The organism is Trebonia kvetii (assembly GCF_007827045.1).
In the GTDB taxonomy this organism is placed as follows: domain Bacteria; phylum Actinomycetota; class Actinomycetes; order Streptosporangiales; family Streptosporangiaceae; genus Trebonia; species Trebonia kvetii.
The window spans coordinates 118,699-136,179 of record NZ_RPFW01000006.1; the positions used below are offsets into that span (position 1 = coordinate 118,699).

Sequence of the window (17,481 nt, forward strand, 5' to 3'; positions counted from 1 at the left end):
CGGACATGCGGTGGCGGCGTGCCGGGGACCTCGCGGTCTCCGGCACGCTCGCCGCGCTCGCCGTCGTCGGAGCGCTCGTGGCCGCGCACGGCGGCGGCGACCCGGCGCGCGCCTGGGGTGCGTGCGCCGCCGAGTTCGCCAGCTTGGCGGCGCTCGCGTTCCGCAGGCGCCGCCCGCTGCCCGTCCTGGCCGTCACGGCGGCGTGCGCCCTTGCCGCGGCGGTCATCGCGGACAGGAGCACCATCGGGCCGCTGCTGCCCGCGATCGCCCTCTACACGCTGGGGACCGTCTCCACCTGGCGGGTCACCGCGGCGGCGGCCGCCGCGGTCGTCACCGCGTACGGTGCGGTCGCGGCGGCCGCGGGCAATCCCGCCGAATTCCTCGCGGCAGTCATGACGTGCGCGGTGGCAGCGGCGATCGGCCTGTACATCGGCGAGCACCGCAGGCTGCTCGAACGGGCCGCCGGCGAGCAGCGGCTAACGGCCGCGCAGGCGGTTCTCGCGGAACGGGTCTGGATCGCCAGGGAGCTGCACGACGCGCTCGGACATCACGTGAGCCTGCTCGTCGTCCAGGCAGGCGCGGTGCAAGCCAGCATCCCTGAGGAAAGCCCTGCCCGGCCTGTGCTCACCGCGATGATCGCCGGCGGGCGCGAGGCAATGGCGGAGATGCGGCGGCTGGTTGACGTCCTGCGGCCGGCCGGGGAGGAGAACGGACCTGAGACCGCCGGCTCGGCAGGCTTCGGTCCCGTGCCAGGCGTGGCCGACCTGCCGGCCCTGGGCGACCGGCTGCGGGCAAGCGGGCTTCCCGTCGATGTGCACATCGACGTGGGCGCGCCGCTCGGGCGCACGGCCTCGAGCACCGCGTACCGTATCGTCCAGGAGGCCCTCACCAACGTGATCAAGCATGCCGGGCACGTCGCCACGCGCGTCGACGTCACCCGCACCGGCACGGTCCTCGACCTGCGGGTTACCAACGCGGCAGCGAAGGCGGCACCCGCTGACCTCGGATCCGGCGGCCATGGCCTTGACGGCATCCGCCGCCGCGCCGCCCTCTTCGGCGGAGAGGTCTTCGCAGGGCCGGTGCCCGGCGGCGGCTACGCCCTGCGTGCCACCCTGCGACTCGGGGAGATCCCATGAGCACGATCAGGATCCTCATCGCCGACGACCAGCCGCTGATGCGGCAGGGATTCGCCATGATCCTTTCCGCCCAGCCGGACATGGAGGTCATCGGTGAGGCCGGCACCGGCACCGCGGCTGTGGAGCAGGCACGCAAGCTGAGCCCCGACGTGATCATGATGGACATCCAGATGCCAGGAATGGACGGCATCGCCGCCACCAGGCAGCTGCGCGATTGCAAGGTGCTCATCCTCACCACATTCGGCAGCCAGCAGCACGTAGCCCACGCGCTGCGCGCCGGTGCCAGCGGCTTCCTGCTGAAAGACTCCACGCCGGAGCAGCTGGTTCATGCCGTGCGCGTCATTGCCTCGGGGGACGCCTTGCTCGACCCGGCGATCACCCGCGATCTCATCAAGCGGGCGCTACCTTCCCTCACCGAGCCCACCGTTCCGCCCCGCTTCGATACGCTGAGTGGACGCGAGACGCAGGTACTGCGCCTGCTGGCCCAGGGCATGAGCAACGCGGAGATCGCCGGCACGCTGGTGGTGACCGAGGCCACGGTGAAGACCCACGTGTCCCGGCTGCTGACCAAGCTCGGCCTGCGGGACCGCGTCCAGGCGGTCGCAGCCGCCTATCAGCACGGCCTGGTCTGATTGTGAGCCGCGGCGCCGAACGGAGCGAACGCGCCTGCCGCTGCCGACCGGGAGGCGCCGCGGTCGTGACACAGTCGCGACAAGCCGTTCGGAAGAGGATGACGTTACCGTCCCGGCCCGGGGGATCCCTGACCGTTAGTTAGGCCGGGAGCGGCTTGGTTGAGCGGGTACTTGCCGTCGGCAATGAACTTCGGTGGCGGGGGACGCGTGACGAACGGATCCCGGCCCTGCCACCGGGTCCGGGCCTTTGGACCCTAGCCGGAATGGACTCGCGGCCCTTAAAAGAGGAACAAGGCACCACCGGTGGTGCGCATCATGATTGGACGATGTAGCCATGCTGCAAGAGGAAGCCCGCGAGTACCATGCCTCCGGCCGACCCGGGAAGATCGCGATCGCGATCACCAAGCCCTGCGCCACCCAGCACGACCTCGCTTTGGCCTATACCCCAGGCGTGGCAGTCCCGGTGCTAGACATTCAGCAGGACCCGCTGGAGGCGTTCCGCTACACCGCTCGCGCGAACTTGGTGGCCGTCATCACCAACGGCACCGCCGTCCTCGGGCTCGGCAACGTCGGGCCGCTCGCCGGCAAGCCGGTGATGGAAGGCAAAGCTCTGCTATTTAAGCGGTTCGCCGATGTTGACGTGTTCGACATTGAGATCGACGCCACCGACCCGGATGACGTGGTGCGGATCGTCAAGGCACTGGAACCGACCTTCGGCGGCATCAACCTCGAAGACATCAGCGCGCCGCAATGCTTCGAGATCGAACAGCGGCTGTCCGCAGCAATGGACATCCCGGTCTTCCACGACGACCAGCACGGGACGGCAATCATTAGCGGCGCCGCGTTGCTCAACGCACTGGAGCTTACGGGCAAGGACATCACCCAAGTCCGGATGGCTGTCAGCGGCGCCGGGGCCGCGGCGATCGCCTGTTGCGAGTTCTTCGTCAGCCTGGGCATGCGGCGGGAGAACATCGTGCTCGCCGACACCAAGGGGGTTATCTACCGCGACCGCACCGAAGGGATGAACGCCTACAAGGCCCGGTTCGCCACCGACCGCCCGGCCCGCACCCTGGCCGAGGCCATCGACGGAGCCGATATCTTTCTCGGGGTGTCGGTTGCCGGCCTGGTGACGAAAGAGATGGTTTTGTCGATGGCCGATGCGCCGATCGTCTTTGCGCTGGCCAACCCCGATCCTGAGATCAGCTACCCCGCTGCTCGGGCCGCTCGCGGCGACGTGTTGATCGCGACTGGACGGTCGGACTATCCCAACCAGGTCAACAACGTGCTCGGCTTCCCGTTTATCTTCCGCGGTGCGCTCGATGTGCGAGCACGGACGATCGACAACGGGATGATGGTCGCCGCAGCGCGGGCCCTCGCCGACCTGGCCAAGGAAGACGTTCCGAACTCGGTACTGCGTGCCTACGGCGTCGACCGCCTGGAATTCGGCCCGGAATACTTGATCCCCAAGCCGCTCGACCCGCGAGTGCCGCTTCGCGTCGCTCCAGCGGTGGCCGCGGCCGCCATGGCCTCGGGCGTCGCCCGCAACACACTCGATCTGGCCGCCTACACCGAGCAGCTGGCGAACCGGCTGACCCGGGGCCGCGAGGTGATGAGCCATGTGACTCGCAAAGCGCAGACGGCGCCCAAGCGGGTGGTCTTCTCCGAAGGAGAAGAACAGAAGATCATCCTGGCGGCAGCCAGGATCCAGCAGGAACACATCGGGCTGCCGATCCTGCTCGGGCGCGAAGAGGTAATCCGGTCGGCGATGAAGGAGCTGCGAGTCTCCGTCCCCATCGAGATCGTCGACCCCGCGACGACCAAGCGGGCCGCCAGCTACGCCGCCGCACTGCACGAAAGGCGGCAGCGGAAAGGAATCACCCTGCGCGAGGCAGCTGCGCTGCTCCGCCAGCCGAACTACTTCGGGGCCATGATGGTCCAGGCGGGCGACGCCGACGCCTTCGTCGCCGGCCTGACCTACCACTACCCCGACGTCATCCGGCCCGCCCTGCAAGTGATCGGGTCCGCGCCCGGGGTCTCACGAGTGGCCGGGCTGTACGTGATGATCACCGGTGACGGGCGTGCCGTCGTCCTCACCGACCCGACAGTGAACTTCGATCCCACCGCCGAGGAACTGGCCGACATCGCCATCATGGCGGCGGAGCGGGCACGGAACTTCGGCCTCGAGCCACGGGTTGCGCTGCTGTCCTTCTCCAACTTCGGCTCCACCAACCACCCTCGTTCAGTGAAGATGGCCGCCGCCACGCAACTGGTCAAGACGCGGCGACCCGACCTGATGGTCGACGGTGAAATGATGGCCGACGTCGCGCTGTCGCCCACGCTGCGCGACGAGGACTACTCGTTCTGCGACCTCGTGGGCGAGGCCAACGTGCTGGTCTTCCCGAGCCTCGAAGCAGCGAACGTAGCGTACAAGCTGCTGCAGCACCTTGGCGAAGCCGTGGCAATCGGGCCGGTCCTGATCGGCATGTCCAAGCCGGTACACGTGCTGAGCCGCGGCGCCGACGTCACCGACATCGCGAACATGGCCGCGATCGCCGTCATCGATGCCCAAGACGCCACCCGCATGGCCAGCAGGCAAGGCGGGTAACGAGCAGAGCCCGTTGGTGCCACAGCGATGCGGCGAGCGCCCGCGACCTAGCCGAACCCATGCCCGACCTTCCGCTTTCAGGTCAACCGCGCTAAGCGCTGTGCAGACCTGACCCTATGGGGGCCGGGCCGTTCGGGGGCCGGACCCCCGTTTCCCTGCTCAAGCCCGGTGAACGTAGTTTCCGGGTGTCAAACGAGTTCGGGGAAGGAGGCCCGGCTATGTCTGTCTACGTCGGAATCGACGTGCACCGCAAGCGCTGCCAGGTGGCGGTGATCAACGAGGGTGGCGAGGTGCTCGCCAACCGCAACGTGCCCAACGGCGTCAAGCCGATCCTGTCGGTGATCGGCGGGCTGCCGGCGGGCACGCCGGCAGCGTACGAGGCCGCGTTCGGCTGGGGGTGGCTGCTGGAGCTGCTCGAAGGCTACGGCTTCGAGCCGCACATGGTGCACCCGCTGCAGTGCAAGGCGATCGCCTCGGCGCGGCTGAAGAACGACAAGGCCGGTGCCGCGATCCTCGCGCAGCTGCTGCGCGCCGGCCTGCTGCCGGAGGCATGGATCGCCCCGCCGGAGATCCGCCAGCTGCGGGCCATGCTGCGGCACCGGGCGCAGCTGGTGCGGCTGCGGACGCTGCTGCGCAACCGGATCCACGCGGTCCTGGCCGGTCACGGCCATGGCCGCCCGGCGGGCTGCTGGAGCGGCCCGGGCCGCCAGTGGCTTGCCTCACTGGAACTGCCCGCCGTCTCCCGCGAGGTCATCGACGACGCCCTGGCGCTCATCGACGCCCTGCAGCAGCCCGTTGACCGGCTGGACCAGGAGGTACAGCAGCGGGCGAAGGCCGACCCGCGGGTCAAGATCCTGACGCAGCTGCCCGGCGTGGGCCCGTTCACCGCGCTGGTCCTGCTCGCCGAGATCGGCGACATCAGCCGGTTCGGGTCCGCCCGCAAGCTCGCGTCCTGGGCCGGGCTCACCCCCACGGTCCGCGGCAGCGACCGCACGATCCGCCACGGGCACATCTCCAAGCAGGGGCCGGCCTGGGTCCGGTGGGTGGCGTGCGAGGCCGCGCAGACCGCCAAGCGGCACCCGGACTTCGCCCCCGCCTACCAGGCGCTCGCCCGCCGCCGCGGCAAGAAGATCGCCACCACCGCGATCGCCCGCAAGCTCCTCACCCGCGTCTATCGCCTGCTCACCGACGCCAGCGGCGGCGGTGCGCCCAGCTAGCGGGGAGGGCCGCCAGCCCCGGGCGAGCTCGCGTTTTCGCATGAGCCGGCCACGCCGCGCTCGATGACCTGACTGAGCAGCCCGGTCCCCGGATAACACGGTCATGGCGACCGCCCGGCCCTTAGGGCAGGAGCCGAATGGGTGCATGTGAGACCACTCCGACGACCAGCGCATCACCCCGGGGAACGCCCGGTAACCGGCCCCGCACACGACAACCCAGCAGGAAACTCCACCCGTTCCTCGCTCCCGATCATCGGCCGCCGCACGGCAGCGTCAAGCTCGCTCGTCCTCGCCTGCGCCCTCGCAGCGGGCGCAGCCCTGCGGGCGCTCCAGCTTGACCCCCGCCCGGGCGACGGCACAAACCGGCAGCGACGAGGAAACGCGGCAACAGCAGTCCCATCCCAACCCGGCAACCGCGACCAGGTCACCGGGTCAATTCACCACGGCCACTTGACAACTGCGACCCCTATGGGTGCGGAAACGGACGTCACTGACACGCGAAACCGCGCTAGGCGGAAGGTGCAAATTGCACGCTAGCAGGCCGAAGGACCTTCGTTCCACTCCGGAATCCAATAGTCAACAAAATCAGGACTATACGGCCATTACGTCACAGGATGCGGTGGGCTATGACGGTAGTGCAACAGTGGGATCGGATCTCAGAAAGGTGGGGAGCCGCCATGATCGAGCAGACGCACATGGCTACGCACCCGGATCTCATCGAGCTGAGGAGGCGTTACGACGCCGCATCGGCATCACCCATCGCGGAAGGCGCGGCGGGGCTTGCCTTCCTCGGCGCCGTCTTCCTGGCCGCATCGCCCTGGATCGTGGGCTTCAGTGCGCTTACCGCCATCACGGTCAGCAACCTGATCGCCGGAGGCGCCCTCGCGGCCCTTGTCATCGCGCTGACGGCGGCCTATGGCCGGATGCACGGGCTCACCTTCGTCGTCCCGGCCATCGGTATCTGGACGATCGTCGCACCTTGGGTGATTGTCGGGGCGATGGACACGACCCGGACGATCTGGAGCAATGCCTGCGCCGGGGGCGCGATCGTGTTCTTCGGACTGGTCATGCTGGCGGTGGGCTTCCTCCGGGCCAGGAGGCCAGCGCTCTAGTTGCCAGAACCTCCATCGAGACAGCGAAGGAGAGGTTCAGATGTTCAAACTTCGTTCTGCTCTCGCGTCGCTCGCCCTCATCGGGCTCGGCCTGGGCACCATGACTGCGGCGACAGCCGAGGCGGCGACCGCGGCGCCGGCACCTGTCGCACCCGTCCTCACCAAGATCACAGCAGCGCACCACACCGGCTACGACAGACTGGTGTTCACGTTCAAGGGCGGCGTGCCCAGCCAGCACACGGTCCGGTACGTGTCCCAGGTGATCGGGGATCCTTCCGGCCGGCCAGTCAGTGTGGTGGGCAGCGCCAAGCTGCTGGTCCGGTTTGTGCCCGCCGCAGGGCACAATGACCAGGGCCGGGTGACCTACGGGCCGACCTCGCGGACCTTCGCGCTGCCTGGAATCATCCAGGTGGTCCAGGCGGGCGACTTCGAGTCCGTGCTCTCCTTCGGCGTGGGCGTGGCACGTACGGAGCCCTTCCACGTGTTCACCCTGACCGGGCCGAGCCGGGTGGTCATCGACCTGCGGACACCGTACGCGACGGTCTTCGTTCGGGACTACTTCCTGAACGTGCACCGGTTCGCGAGCGGCAGGCAGCCCTACGTCCAGGCGGTTAGCCGCCGGGTGATCCCGCCGAAGACCGCGTTCGGCGCGATGCAGCGGTTGTTCGCCGGGCCGACCCAGGCGGAGCTAGCCGGCGGGATGAGGTTCGTCAGCTCCCGGGCTACGGGGTTCAAGAACCTGTCCATCCGTGACGGGGTGGCCAGGATCCAGCTGACCGGCAAGATCAGCAGCGGCGGGTCCACGTTTACCACCGCGAACGAGATCATGCCGACACTGAAGCAGTTCCCCTCGGTGCACTGGGTGAAGATCTATGACCAGTTCGGCCGCACTGAGCGGCCGGCCGGGCACAGCGACTCCATCCCGTTCAGCCTGGAACCGTAAGTTCACCGGAATCGCAGTCCACGGCCGACGGCCCGCTCAGGGCTGCCGGCCGTGGACTGCCTGCCTCCGAGACACCTGGGCGTGGCTGGCGTCGGCCTCGTTGCAGGTGACCATCAGCTTTAGCCGCGCTGCGGCCGGAAGCGGCGATCGCTGGACGCGAGAGAGTGGTGTTTGGGACCTGCCGAATCACCCATCCGCCAGGCGAGGGCAACCGTGACCACTCCGACCACTGCGAAGACCGCTTCCAGCGGCTGGAATCCGAGCCAGGCCACCTCTACAGTCTCCCGCCCTATGGTCCGCGGTTGCTGTGGGCGTCGGCACGGAACTTCCCGAGGAGGTGCTTACGTCGGGGCAAGCCGTTCATACAACGAAACTAGGCAGCTTGCAGATCAGCTAGCTAGGGCCGATCGTCCCATCAGATTCTCGGCGGGCACCTGCCGCTCCTGGCCCTAGCCGCCGTCGCGGCGGGCCTGCTCGCCACCTCTGCACCGGTCATCCGTCCAGCGCGAAAGATCAGACTCACCCGGCTTTCGGGCCGGACACGCCAGTGCCCCGCAACGGTTAGCAGGGATACCCGTGACTAAGCACAAGGGCCACGGCCGGGTCGTTCCACTGGTCGGCGACGAAGCCAAAGACCACCGCCGCTGGTGATACCGGTCATGCCAGGCCTCACAGGGGCTCGACGGGATGCCGGATGATCGTCCGCAGCTTCTCCGGCGCGCTACGGCGCGGGTCGCCGAGGTAGATCTCGTGGTGGCGGCCGTGGGGGCGGTAGCCTGCTTCCGCGATAGCCTCGTGCAGTGCCGCGATCGACGGCGCTTCGGCAGCGTACGGCCCTATGTGCAGCAGCTGAGCGCACCGGCCCTCAGCCCACCGGATGTACCCCAGGCGGGCCAGCCCGGGCAGGTCCTTCTTGCTGGCCGCTTCGGCCGTTGCGGCGGCGATCAGCTCCGCGTCGACCGGGTCCGGCTGCATGATCAGCGCCTGCCACCGCCAGCTGCCGCGATCGCTGTCGGCCATGGTGACCTCGCCTCGCGCCACCGCGGCGACGATGTCCTGCTGGGCTGGGTCGTCCACCCACCACAGCCCTTCCAGCGGCATTACCCGCGGCGCCTCGCCGGTGAGCTTCTTCAGCCGGAAGTGCGCGCCGTAGCTCACGCTGTACAGCGCCTGCACCGCCTCGGTGAACTCGGCGCCGCCGGGCTCACCAGTCCCGGTCACCGCTACGAACCCGAACTCGGGGACATCCACGATGTCCACCGCTCCCTTGCGTACCTTGAGCAGCGACTCGTAGCCCATCGCGATAGCAGTCATACCATCATCGTTGCCACCGCCCGGCCGACGCCGGAAGAGCCGAAGGTCCGTAACCAGCGGACACTAGGAATCCGGACGGCCGACATGCCCCGTTCCCGCCTTGCAAGGCGAGGGGGCGCACAGCGCGACCACCGGCAGTTCCGGGTGTGGTGGCTCTAGTCGGCTCATAGCTGCCCTAGCTCGCATCACGGATCGTGGCTGTATAGCTTGAAGCGCGCCGCGCGATATCCACCTTCTTGCGGCGGGGTTGTCGGCGAGGGTCCAATACTGATCATGCAGCGGCGGTTGAAAGTTAACCCCCTCTGGGATCTCCTGGCTCGGTGGTGAGCCGGGAGAAGGGTGCGGTCGGCTCTTGCAAGTGACGGGGCGCCGAGGTAGCAGCGGAAGTCGGCAGAGTCTGCGGTCGATGCGTTCGACCCGGCGGATCCGGGAGCTTTTGCAGGCATACCCGACGATGCCGGCGACGGTGATCACGGAGCGGATCGGGTGGGAGCGCGCGCTGACCGTGCTGAAGGACCGGGTGTGGGAGCTGCGGCCGGCTTACCTGCCGCCGGGCCCGGCCAGCCGGACCGACTATGAGCCGGGCGAGCTGGCGCAGTGCGACTTTTGTTCCCGCCGGTCACGGTCCTGGCTGGGCCGGAGCAGGAACGCCGGCCGGCGCAGCTTCCGGTGCTGACGATGCTCAGCGGCTATTCCCGCTGGCTGTCGGCAGTGCTGGTCCCGTCCCGGCATGCCGCTGATCTGTGCTGCCGCACCTAGCGGACGCGGTTGCGCTGCTGGGCTAAGGCGCTTGGCGCGGTAAGAGACGCTTTCGGGACCTACCGGCTCGGCCCCTTGCGGAGCTGGCCAAGGCCGGGTGTTGTCGAGCGGCGTCAGCGTGCCGCGGAGTCTTGCTGTGCGAGCATCATGCGCAGCGTGTCCCGCAGACAGTCACGGGCAGGGCCTTTGAATGCGCCTGTGAGTGCGTCTTCCACCTGGTCGACGAGGGGCTGCAGCCGCATCCGCTCGGCCAGTCCGTGATCGGTGAGGGCGACAGTCTTGCGCCTTGCATCCGCGGGGTCACGACGACGGGCGATGAGACCATGCCGCTCCATACGAGCGACGAGATCCGCCATCGTCGAACGATCCAAGTCGACCTCGTCGCAGAGTTCGCGCTGGCTCAACTCGCCCGCGCGGTCCAGGACCACCAGGATGGAGTACTGCACGGTCGAGATGTCCGTGGACACGATGCGAGCCCAGGTCGCAACGTGCAGCTGCTGCGCACGGCGCAGCAGATAGCCCGTATGGCGGTACGGCTCCGGCTCTGCGCCGTCATCCGTGACGACATCGGTCATGACATGACCGCGGCTCGCTGGTCGACGAGGAACCCGGCGAAGAAGGCGGCGAGCTCGGCGCGTGCGGTCAGCGGGAGTACGTTGGCCACGTACTGATCGGGTCGCACGATCACAATCGCTCCACGACCGTCGATCCCACGCTCGGCGAAGATGTCGTTGCGCGGGTCGATTGCCCACGCTTTCTCCCAGTCCTGCAGTCCCAGTGGCCCTGACCGCGGCAGCAACATCTCAGGCAGGACGGTCGAGTCGACCTCATGATGGCCGCAGCGGAACACGCCGTGCACGTCGATCACGCTGTCGAGATCCGCGCCGGCCGGCGTGAATCGCACCACCGGCGACTCCGGCCGCGCGCCCAGCCACTCCACTAGGTCAAGCAGCTCCGTGGCGTCGTCGCCCCCGAACGCGAAGATCCGCCATCGGCCGTCGGCCCGCTGCGTATGCCCGAGCTGCATCGCCCGCGCATCGGCGAGACGGACGACCGGTGCCGAGTGGAATCGCGTCCCGATCTCGAACCCCCGCGCGAGCGCCTGATGCTTCCCCTCGCCAGTGAGCACGGAAGGGCTGTACGTCGTCGCGAGCCCGGCGGTGTAGTGGCCCTGGCGGGCGAACTCTGCCTGCATCTCCGAGGCGGTCACGCCGCCGATCTCCGGGTGCGCCGGGTCAAGCGTGGGCTGGGCGATGAACGCCGACCAGAACTTGTCGAAGTCGATAAGATCCTGCGCGACCGCGTGCCGCTCTGCCGAGTAGGTGTGCAAGAGCGTCGGACCCGACCTGCCCTCGAGGACGGCGGCCAGCTTCCAGCCGAGATTGAAGGCGTCCTGCATGGACACGTTCATGCCCTGCCCGGCCTTCGCGGAGTGCGTATGGCACGCGTCGCCAGCGATGAACACGCGCGGCGTGCGGCTTGCGTCCCCGTCGGCGGGCACGTCGTCGAACTTGTCGGTGATCCGCTGACCCACCTCGTAGACCGACGACCAGGCCACGGACCGCACGTCCATCGAATAGGGATGCAGGATGTTGTTCGCCACCTCAATGAGCCGATCCACCGTAGTACCGCGGACCCGGCCGGCGTCATCGGCGGACACCTCGCCGAGATCGACGTAGCAGCGCACCATGTTGCCACCCTCACGAGGGATCATCAGCAGGCTGCCCTTGCCGGCGGATTGGACGACGTTCTTCGTGCGCCAGTCCGGAAAGTCGGTCGTCGCCAACACGTCCATGACGCCCCAGGCGTGGTTGGCCGCGTCACCGTGCAGCTCTCGGCCGATTGCCCCCCGCACTGCACTGCGAGCGCCGTCGCACCCCACGACGTACTTTGCTCGCACGACGAACTCCTCGCCATCGGTACGCTGCAGGGTAACGGTGACGGGGTGGTCGCCGGTGCCGACCTCGAGCCCGACGAACTCCACGCCGTAGTCGGGGTTCAGGCGGCTTGCGGACCGCGCCATGTAGTTAAGCAGGTACTGCTGCATGCGGGCCTGGTTGACGATCACGTGGGGGAACTCGCTCAGTCCGTCGGGGGTGTCCTCCACCCAGCCCGTGCGCACAATGCGCGAGCGGTCGGCGTCTGAGGGCCCCCAGAAGCGGACCTCATTCACCCAGTACGCCTCGCGGAGCAAGGCATCCGCGAGCCCGAAAGCCTGGAACATCTCAACAGTTCGGCAGGCGACGCCGTCCGCCCGGCCCACCTCAAGGGGACCCTCTCGGCGCTCGACGATCCGGGTGCTGAGGCCCGGGAAGGCGGCGAGCTGCGCGCCGATCACCGTGCCGGCCGGGCCGGTGCCCACGATCAGCACATCGACCTCCGCTAGAAGGCTGCCCTCATTTGCTACCGCCAGCGGCGAGGCAGGAAGGACATCGGGGTCTCCCGGGCGGTAGCCATCGCGGTAGAACTGCATCTTGATCTCTTTCGTAGTGCCGGGGATCCAGACCGAAGTCAATTCGTCAGTACCCCAACGATATCGTCAGTACCTCAATGAATCTAGAGGTCGCTGCCGTAACGACTTTGACTTTCGCGCTCCGGTTAGCTGGGCAAGCAGACAGACCGCTTCGGGCCGCATGTTCTCGGCGACAGCAGGATTTGCCCTTTGTGGCTCGCGTCACTTCTTGTTGCTGAAGCCGGCGTCCACGGGCAGCGTGACGCCGGTCACGTACCGGGCGTCGTCGGACACCAGCCAGAGAATGGCGTTCGAGATGTCCTCCGGCTCGACCATCGGCACCGGCAGGGCGTTGGCCATCGCATTCGATAGCTGCGGGTCCATCGCAATGAACCCGGCCGCGACCTCGTTGACCGCCATCGGGGTGTTCACCCCAGTGGGATGCACGCTGTTAACGCGGATATCGTGCTCGGCGAGGGTGTTGGCCTACGAGCGCATCAGGCCGACAACCCCGTGCTTGGCGGCGGCGTAGCCGAGCCCGCCGCGAGTCGAGCCGCCGATGCCGTTGAGTCCATGACATTCCGCCAGGCGCCCGGCCGCTCTTGGACCGCCATTGGCGGGATGCCCGCATTGGCGAGGACGATGTCGACCGGGCCGATCTCGGCCGTCCCTGCCGCGAACGCTTCTGGCCCAGCACCTTCGAGCGGCTCTACTTTAGGAGCACGCCTGGCTCGTCGCATGGCACGGCGCGACTCGCGCGCTGGATCCAGCCCGGGCCTGCCGGCGCGTGATCCGAGACACTTAGGTCAGGCTCAGCTGGCTGTCGGGCAGGCGCGGAGCAGCAGCCGCAGCGTGGACGAGGGCGGGCCAGGCGGTACGGCGAGGTGGGTGTGCGCGGTCAGTCCGTCCAGGGGCCGGAACGCAACCCGGCGAACCGTCAGCTGGGCGGCGGCGGACTCGTAGAGCACGGTCCAGGACGGCGGCCCGGTGCCGATCTCGGCGAGGGTGTCTTGCGGGTTGGTGAACGCCGGCCCGGGCAATGGATCGAAACCGGCATCGATGCAGGCCCGCTCGATCAGGTCACGGAACCCGGCGTTGTCCTGTCGCGGGACGATCCGCAACGGCAGGTCGCGCAACTGCGGCAGCGTGACGGCCGGTTCAGCGGTGAGCGGGTGAGCGGCAGGCAGCGCCACGGCAAGCGGCTCGTCCCACATCGGCAGCAGCTCGACGCCCGCAACTGCACGGGCGTTGCGCACGAACGCGGCGTCCAGCCTGCCGGAGCGAACCTGTTCCAGCCGCTCCCCGGCGGTGGCCGCGACCAGCCGGACCCGCACCCCCGGGGCGCGTCGCGCCAGTTCGGACAGGATTTCGTCGAGCCGTCCGCCGAGGCCCTGGCTGGTGCCCAGGCGGAGGATGCCCGCGTCGCCGACGGCGATCTCGGCGGCTACCTGCCGGGTTCTGCCCGCGGCCGACAGGACGCTGCGTGCCTCGGGCAGCAGCCGTTCGCCTGCCGCCGTCAGCTGCACCCGTCGCGACGTGCGCTCGAACAGCCGTACGCCGAGCTCGCGTTCGAGCCGGCGGACCTGCTGGCTGACCGCGGGCTGCACGATGTGCAGCCGCTGCGCTGCCCGGGCGAAGCTCAGCTCCTCGGCCACCGCGGCGAAGCAGGCCAGCTGCCTGATCTCCACTTCGACCTCGCATCCATCACGACTCGTGATCGCTGCGCGGTACAACTGCTCTTGGTGCCCGCCTGTTCCGCTGGTGGACTGGACGGCATGAAAGCTATCGTCAACACGCCCGCCGGCGCTGGCATCGCCGACGTGGACGATCCCCGTCCAGCGGCCGGCGAGGCGCTCGTCGCGGTGCGGGCCTTTTCCGTCAACAGGGGTGAGCTTGCCCTGCTCGCGGCCCGCACCGATGACTGGCGCCCGGGCCAGGACATCGCCGGCGTCGTCGTCGAGCAGGCCGCCGACGGCTCCGGCCCGCCGCCGGGCACCCGCGTGGTGGCGCTCGTCGAGCAGGCCGGCTGGTCCGAGCTGGCGGCGGTGCCCACCGCGCGGCTCTCGGCGCTGCCGGACGAGGTGAGCATCGAGCAGGCCGCCGCGCTGCCGCTGGCCGGCCTGACCGCGCTGCGAACCCTGCGCCTGGGCGGCGACCTGCTCGGCCGCCGGGTGCTGGTGACCGGCGCCAGCGGCGGCCTTGGCGGGATGCAGGTGCAGCTTGCCGTCGCCGCCGGCGCCCAGGTCACCGCCGTCGCCCGGGCTCAGCATGCGAAGGAGCTGCTCCGCCGCGGTGCGACGTCGGTAGTCGCCTCCCCGTCCGACGCCGACGGCCTCTACGACCTGGTCACCGACTGGGTGGGCGGTGCGTCGCTGGCCGCCGCGCTGGCCAAGGTCGCACCGGGCGGGACCGTCGTCGTCGGCTCCGGCAACCCGGACAAGACCCCGATCAACATCTACGATTTCCTCGGCCACGAGGGCGCCCGGCTGGTCAGCTACCTGTCCTATGCCCACCCCGAGCCGCCCGGTCCCGACCTGGCGATTCTGACCGGCCTCGTCGCCGCCCGCCGGCTCGACCCGGTCCTCGGGCTCGTCGACGCCTGGACCAAGCTGTCGGAGGCTGCCCAGGCCCTCGCCGAACGACGCATCACCGGCAAGGCCGTACTAACCATCGGTTAGGCGCGGCAGCGACAGACTGGCGGCGCCTAGCCTCGGTGGAGCGGCAGCTGCGGGCTGGCGCTCCACTAACCGAAGTGAAGCCTGTGGGCACTCTGTGGCGGCGACGGCGATGATGGTGCTGCCGGGGCGGACGATGACGCCGGCGGCTCCGCCGCCACCCGCGCCTGGGTGCTGGAGAGGCTGGCGGACGAGGTAACGCTCACGGACCTCGCCGCCCATGCCCACACCAGCGTGCGCAACCTGACTCGTCGCTTCCATGCAGAGACCGGGATGAGCCCGCTCCAGTGGCTCCTGCACCAACGGGTCAACCGGGCCCGTGAGCTCCTCGAGTCGACCACACTCTCGATGGACCTGGTCGCGCGCCGAAGCGGGCTCGGGTCAGGCGAGTCCCTGCGTCAGCATTTCCTCAAACGGGTGGGCCTGGCGCCGAGTGCCTACCGCGCGAGCTTCACTCGTCATCCGTGAGTCCGGCAACCCCATGAGCGCTGCCGGTTAGCGCTGGGTCCACAGGGTGTTAGCGTGTCACGAATTGGCAGGAGAGGTCGCCGGCGGGATGCCGACCTGGCCGGAGGTCGCGACGGACTTCGTGCGCGTACCCATGGCGATGGCGCGTTTGCGACGATCGCATGAGGGGCAACGCTTTCCTTTTTGACGTTTTCTAGCCGATTGCCCGGCACGGACCACACTGGGGGGTCATCGCGAACACCTGGGGTCGCGGTGGTGCTTGTCGCCTTGAGGGGAACAACCGCGCTTTGAGCGGTCTGCTCCCGATCTGTCCCATGAGCGGCGTCAAGGCTTCCTTGTACACGGACCGGGTGCGCTCCGACCGTCCCGGCAGACCGCCCTCGAGCCAGTCGGCCACGGCCTGCCGAACGGTGTGAGTGGCGGAGGTGCGCAGGCCGCGGTCGAGCCCGGCGTGCAGCGCCTTGAGCTTGTCCCTGACTTCCTGCTTGGTGCGGCCGACGTAGCGGTTCTTGGCCGCATCGAAGTAGCTCGCGTCCTCGCCGTGCCCACGGCGGCGCGCTGTGGAGTCCGTCACAAATGGGAGCGTAACTCTTTTCCCGTAGGGCCTCTGAACTGGTGGTCAGGGGCGGGGTCGAACCGCCGACCTTCCGCTTTTCAGGCGGACGCTCGTACCGACTGAGCTACCTGACCTCGGCGATATAGCTCAAGGCTTTAACCGCTGCGGTCCTGACGGGATTTGAACCCGCGACCTCCACCTTGACAGGGTGGCGAGCACTCCGACTGCTCTACAGGACCTTGCTGTGCGAGGCTTCGTGTTCCTCGCTCGCAAGAGCATATCACCGACGCGACTGTGCTTGCCGCGCCTGCGAGACGACCGCTTGCGTGCCCCCAACGGGATTCGAACCCGTGTCGCCGCCTTGAAAGGGCGGTGTCCTAGGCCACTAGACGATGGGGGCTTCGACGGGCACCGCCGCAGCTGCATCAGTCCGCCGTCGGGGACTGACACAGCATAGGGTACGGGCGGCCTGTTCGCCAAAGCGTTGTTCCTCGGGTGCGCGTGCGGCCGAGCGCTTGCGCCCTCGACCGCGCTCCACGCGCCTAGTAAGAAGATACCGCGTCCCCCGCCGCCGCCTCTCCACGGTCCGCGGCCGCTACAGCTTGCGGACGAACGTCTCCAGGATCGAGTTGTCTTCCCCCTCCTCCGGGAGGATCGCCCAGGCGACGAGGTAGGCAAGGACGCCGATCCCGTAGAAGACAGTGAAGATCCCGAAGCCAAGCCGTACCAGGTTCACGTCGATCTTGAAGTGCGCGGCAATCCCGGCGCAGACTCCGGCGACCATCCGGCCGTCCCGGAGCCTTAGCAGCCGTTTGCCCCCGCTGCCGTTGTTCTCGCTCATAACACTGATCATGCCCAGTCGAGATATGGCTTGTCATCAGGATTCTCCCGGGCATTACCCTGATCGCTACCGCCGGATGCGATCATTGCCGTGGCGGGTGGCGTACTCGCCAGGGATCGGCATGCTATGTCCGCGTGCCGCTGTCCTTCGATACGCTTCGGTTCTGAGTGTCGGCGCAGCCCGGGAGCTTCCCTCGGGTGGCGGGAGCGGTGACACCTCGGGGTGCTAGCTCAATGGCAGAGCAGCGGACTTTTAATCCGTTGGTTCAGGGTTCGACCCCCTGGCGCCCCACAAGCTTGACCATGGCGCAGCGCAGCAAGCGCAGCAACTGAGCGACTCGTCTAGTGCCCTACGTGCGGAGGGAGCCTGATGGGGCTGACCAGGGAGCATGCGCGGGACATCCTCGCCACCTACATCCGGGCGTGGGAAACCCAGGACCCGGATCTGATCTGCACGATCTTCACGCCCGCCGCGACCTATCACGAACGTGTGCTCGGCGAGCCGATCCCCGACCGCGACGCGATCCGCGCCTACTGGGAGTCCAAGGTGGTGCGCGACCAGGCGAACATCACGTGCGAACTGGTGGAGTTCTACGTGGACAGCGAGCGCGACACGCTGATCGCCGAGTGGGAGGCGCGGTTTGACGACCTCGTCAAGGGTGAGCGCAAGCACATGAAGGAAATCGCGGTGCTCACCTTCGAGGGCGGGCTTGTCTCGTCGCTGCGGGAGTACTGGGCATCCGAGCAGCTCGGCGTCTTGCCGCGGTGACGG

At 68.4% G+C, this 17,481-nt stretch carries 15 protein-coding genes, 4 tRNA genes and 2 pseudogenes; 11 read left to right on the forward strand and 10 right to left on the reverse strand.

The features are described from left to right. Positions 1-5: 5 nt before the first annotated feature. The 6 genes from EAS64_RS29155 (at position 6) to EAS64_RS29180 (ending at position 7,645) form a co-directional block, all read left to right on the forward strand. Positions 6-1,136: a sensor histidine kinase gene (locus EAS64_RS29155; RefSeq protein ID WP_246115942.1), complete on the forward strand. Its 1,131-nt coding sequence runs from the start codon at positions 6-8 to the stop codon at positions 1,134-1,136. Further along, positions 1,133-1,768, forward strand: a complete 636-nt coding sequence (locus EAS64_RS29160) for a response regulator (protein ID WP_145858270.1) — start codon at positions 1,133-1,135, stop codon at positions 1,766-1,768. Before EAS64_RS29155 ends, EAS64_RS29160 begins: the two co-directional genes overlap by 4 nt. A gap of 334 nt (positions 1,769-2,102) precedes the next feature. Continuing rightward, positions 2,103-4,373 (forward strand): NADP-dependent malic enzyme, encoded by a 2,271-nt coding sequence (locus EAS64_RS29165; RefSeq protein ID WP_246115912.1) that lies wholly within the window; start codon positions 2,103-2,105, stop codon positions 4,371-4,373. A 218-nt stretch (positions 4,374-4,591) separates the two neighbouring features. Then, entirely contained in the window at positions 4,592-5,590 is a 999-nt protein-coding gene (locus EAS64_RS29170) for an IS110 family RNA-guided transposase (RefSeq protein WP_187366262.1), read from the forward strand. 677 nt (positions 5,591-6,267) lie between these two features. Next, positions 6,268-6,702, forward strand: a complete 435-nt coding sequence (locus tag EAS64_RS29175) for an SPW repeat protein (protein ID WP_187366263.1) — start codon at positions 6,268-6,270, stop codon at positions 6,700-6,702. A gap of 40 nt (positions 6,703-6,742) precedes the next feature. Beyond that, the gene (locus EAS64_RS29180) at positions 6,743-7,645 is read left to right on the forward strand and encodes an AMIN-like domain-containing (lipo)protein (RefSeq protein ID WP_187366264.1); all 903 of its coding nucleotides are present in this window, start codon (positions 6,743-6,745) and stop codon (positions 7,643-7,645) included. Between the two features lie 669 nt (positions 7,646-8,314). Here EAS64_RS29180 and EAS64_RS29185 read toward each other — a convergent pair. Continuing rightward, the gene (locus EAS64_RS29185) at positions 8,315-8,959 is read right to left on the reverse strand and encodes a GyrI-like domain-containing protein (protein WP_222849703.1); all 645 of its coding nucleotides are present in this window, start codon (positions 8,957-8,959) and stop codon (positions 8,315-8,317) included. Positions 8,960-9,298: 339 nt separating this feature from the next. On the opposite strand from EAS64_RS29185, the pseudogene EAS64_RS29190 reads away from it, so the two are divergent. After that, positions 9,299-9,703, forward strand: a pseudogene (locus EAS64_RS29190) (IS21 family transposase); the annotation flags it as partial. Between the two features lie 128 nt (positions 9,704-9,831). On the opposite strand, the gene EAS64_RS29195 reads toward EAS64_RS29190, so the two are convergent. The 4 genes and pseudogenes from EAS64_RS29195 to EAS64_RS46205 all read right to left on the reverse strand — a co-directional run bounded on the left by EAS64_RS29195 (position 9,832) and on the right by EAS64_RS46205 (position 13,858). Next, on the reverse strand, positions 9,832-10,293 hold the full coding sequence (locus EAS64_RS29195) for a MarR family winged helix-turn-helix transcriptional regulator (protein ID WP_145858281.1): 462 nt from the start codon (positions 10,291-10,293) through the stop codon (positions 9,832-9,834). Next, positions 10,290-12,191, reverse strand: a complete 1,902-nt coding sequence (locus EAS64_RS29200; protein ID WP_145858282.1) for an FAD-dependent monooxygenase — start codon at positions 12,189-12,191, stop codon at positions 10,290-10,292. The genes EAS64_RS29195 and EAS64_RS29200 overlap by 4 nt, the downstream gene beginning before the upstream one ends. A 201-nt stretch (positions 12,192-12,392) precedes the next feature. Then, positions 12,393-12,644: pseudogene (locus EAS64_RS46910) on the reverse strand (SDR family oxidoreductase); the annotation flags it as partial. Between the two features lie 338 nt (positions 12,645-12,982). Continuing rightward, a complete protein-coding gene (locus EAS64_RS46205; protein WP_145858284.1) occupies positions 12,983-13,858 on the reverse strand; it encodes a LysR family transcriptional regulator in 876 nt (291 codons plus the stop codon). An 87-nt stretch (positions 13,859-13,945) separates the two neighbouring features. On the opposite strand from EAS64_RS46205, the gene EAS64_RS46210 reads away from it, so the two are divergent. Further along, the gene (locus tag EAS64_RS46210; RefSeq protein WP_145858285.1) at positions 13,946-14,848 is read left to right on the forward strand and encodes a zinc-binding dehydrogenase; all 903 of its coding nucleotides are present in this window, start codon (positions 13,946-13,948) and stop codon (positions 14,846-14,848) included. A 168-nt stretch (positions 14,849-15,016) separates the two neighbouring features. Continuing rightward, entirely contained in the window at positions 15,017-15,313 is a 297-nt protein-coding gene (locus EAS64_RS29220) for a helix-turn-helix domain-containing protein (RefSeq protein ID WP_246115913.1), read from the forward strand. Between the two features lie 193 nt (positions 15,314-15,506). Here the strand turns inward: EAS64_RS29220 and EAS64_RS29225 are convergent, their stop codons facing one another. The 5 genes from EAS64_RS29225 to EAS64_RS29245 all read right to left on the reverse strand — a co-directional run bounded on the left by EAS64_RS29225 (position 15,507) and on the right by EAS64_RS29245 (position 16,710). Then, positions 15,507-15,887, reverse strand: a complete 381-nt coding sequence (locus EAS64_RS29225; RefSeq protein ID WP_145858290.1) for a hypothetical protein — start codon at positions 15,885-15,887, stop codon at positions 15,507-15,509. Positions 15,888-15,926: 39 nt separating this feature from the next. After that, a tRNA-Phe gene (locus EAS64_RS29230) sits at positions 15,927-16,003 on the reverse strand. Positions 16,004-16,034: 31 nt separating this feature from the next. Then, positions 16,035-16,108, reverse strand: a tRNA-Asp gene (locus EAS64_RS29235). Between the two features lie 88 nt (positions 16,109-16,196). After that, a tRNA-Glu gene (locus EAS64_RS29240) sits at positions 16,197-16,269 on the reverse strand. Positions 16,270-16,464: 195 nt separating this feature from the next. Next, positions 16,465-16,710 (reverse strand): PspC domain-containing protein, encoded by a 246-nt coding sequence (locus EAS64_RS29245; RefSeq protein ID WP_145858292.1) that lies wholly within the window; start codon positions 16,708-16,710, stop codon positions 16,465-16,467. 219 nt (positions 16,711-16,929) lie between these two features. Between EAS64_RS29245 and EAS64_RS29250 the strand changes: the two genes are divergently transcribed. Continuing rightward, positions 16,930-17,001: transfer RNA gene (locus EAS64_RS29250), tRNA-Lys, on the forward strand. Between the two features lie 78 nt (positions 17,002-17,079). After that, positions 17,080-17,478 (forward strand): nuclear transport factor 2 family protein, encoded by a 399-nt coding sequence (locus EAS64_RS29255; protein ID WP_145858294.1) that lies wholly within the window; start codon positions 17,080-17,082, stop codon positions 17,476-17,478. Positions 17,479-17,481: the final 3 nt, after the last annotated feature.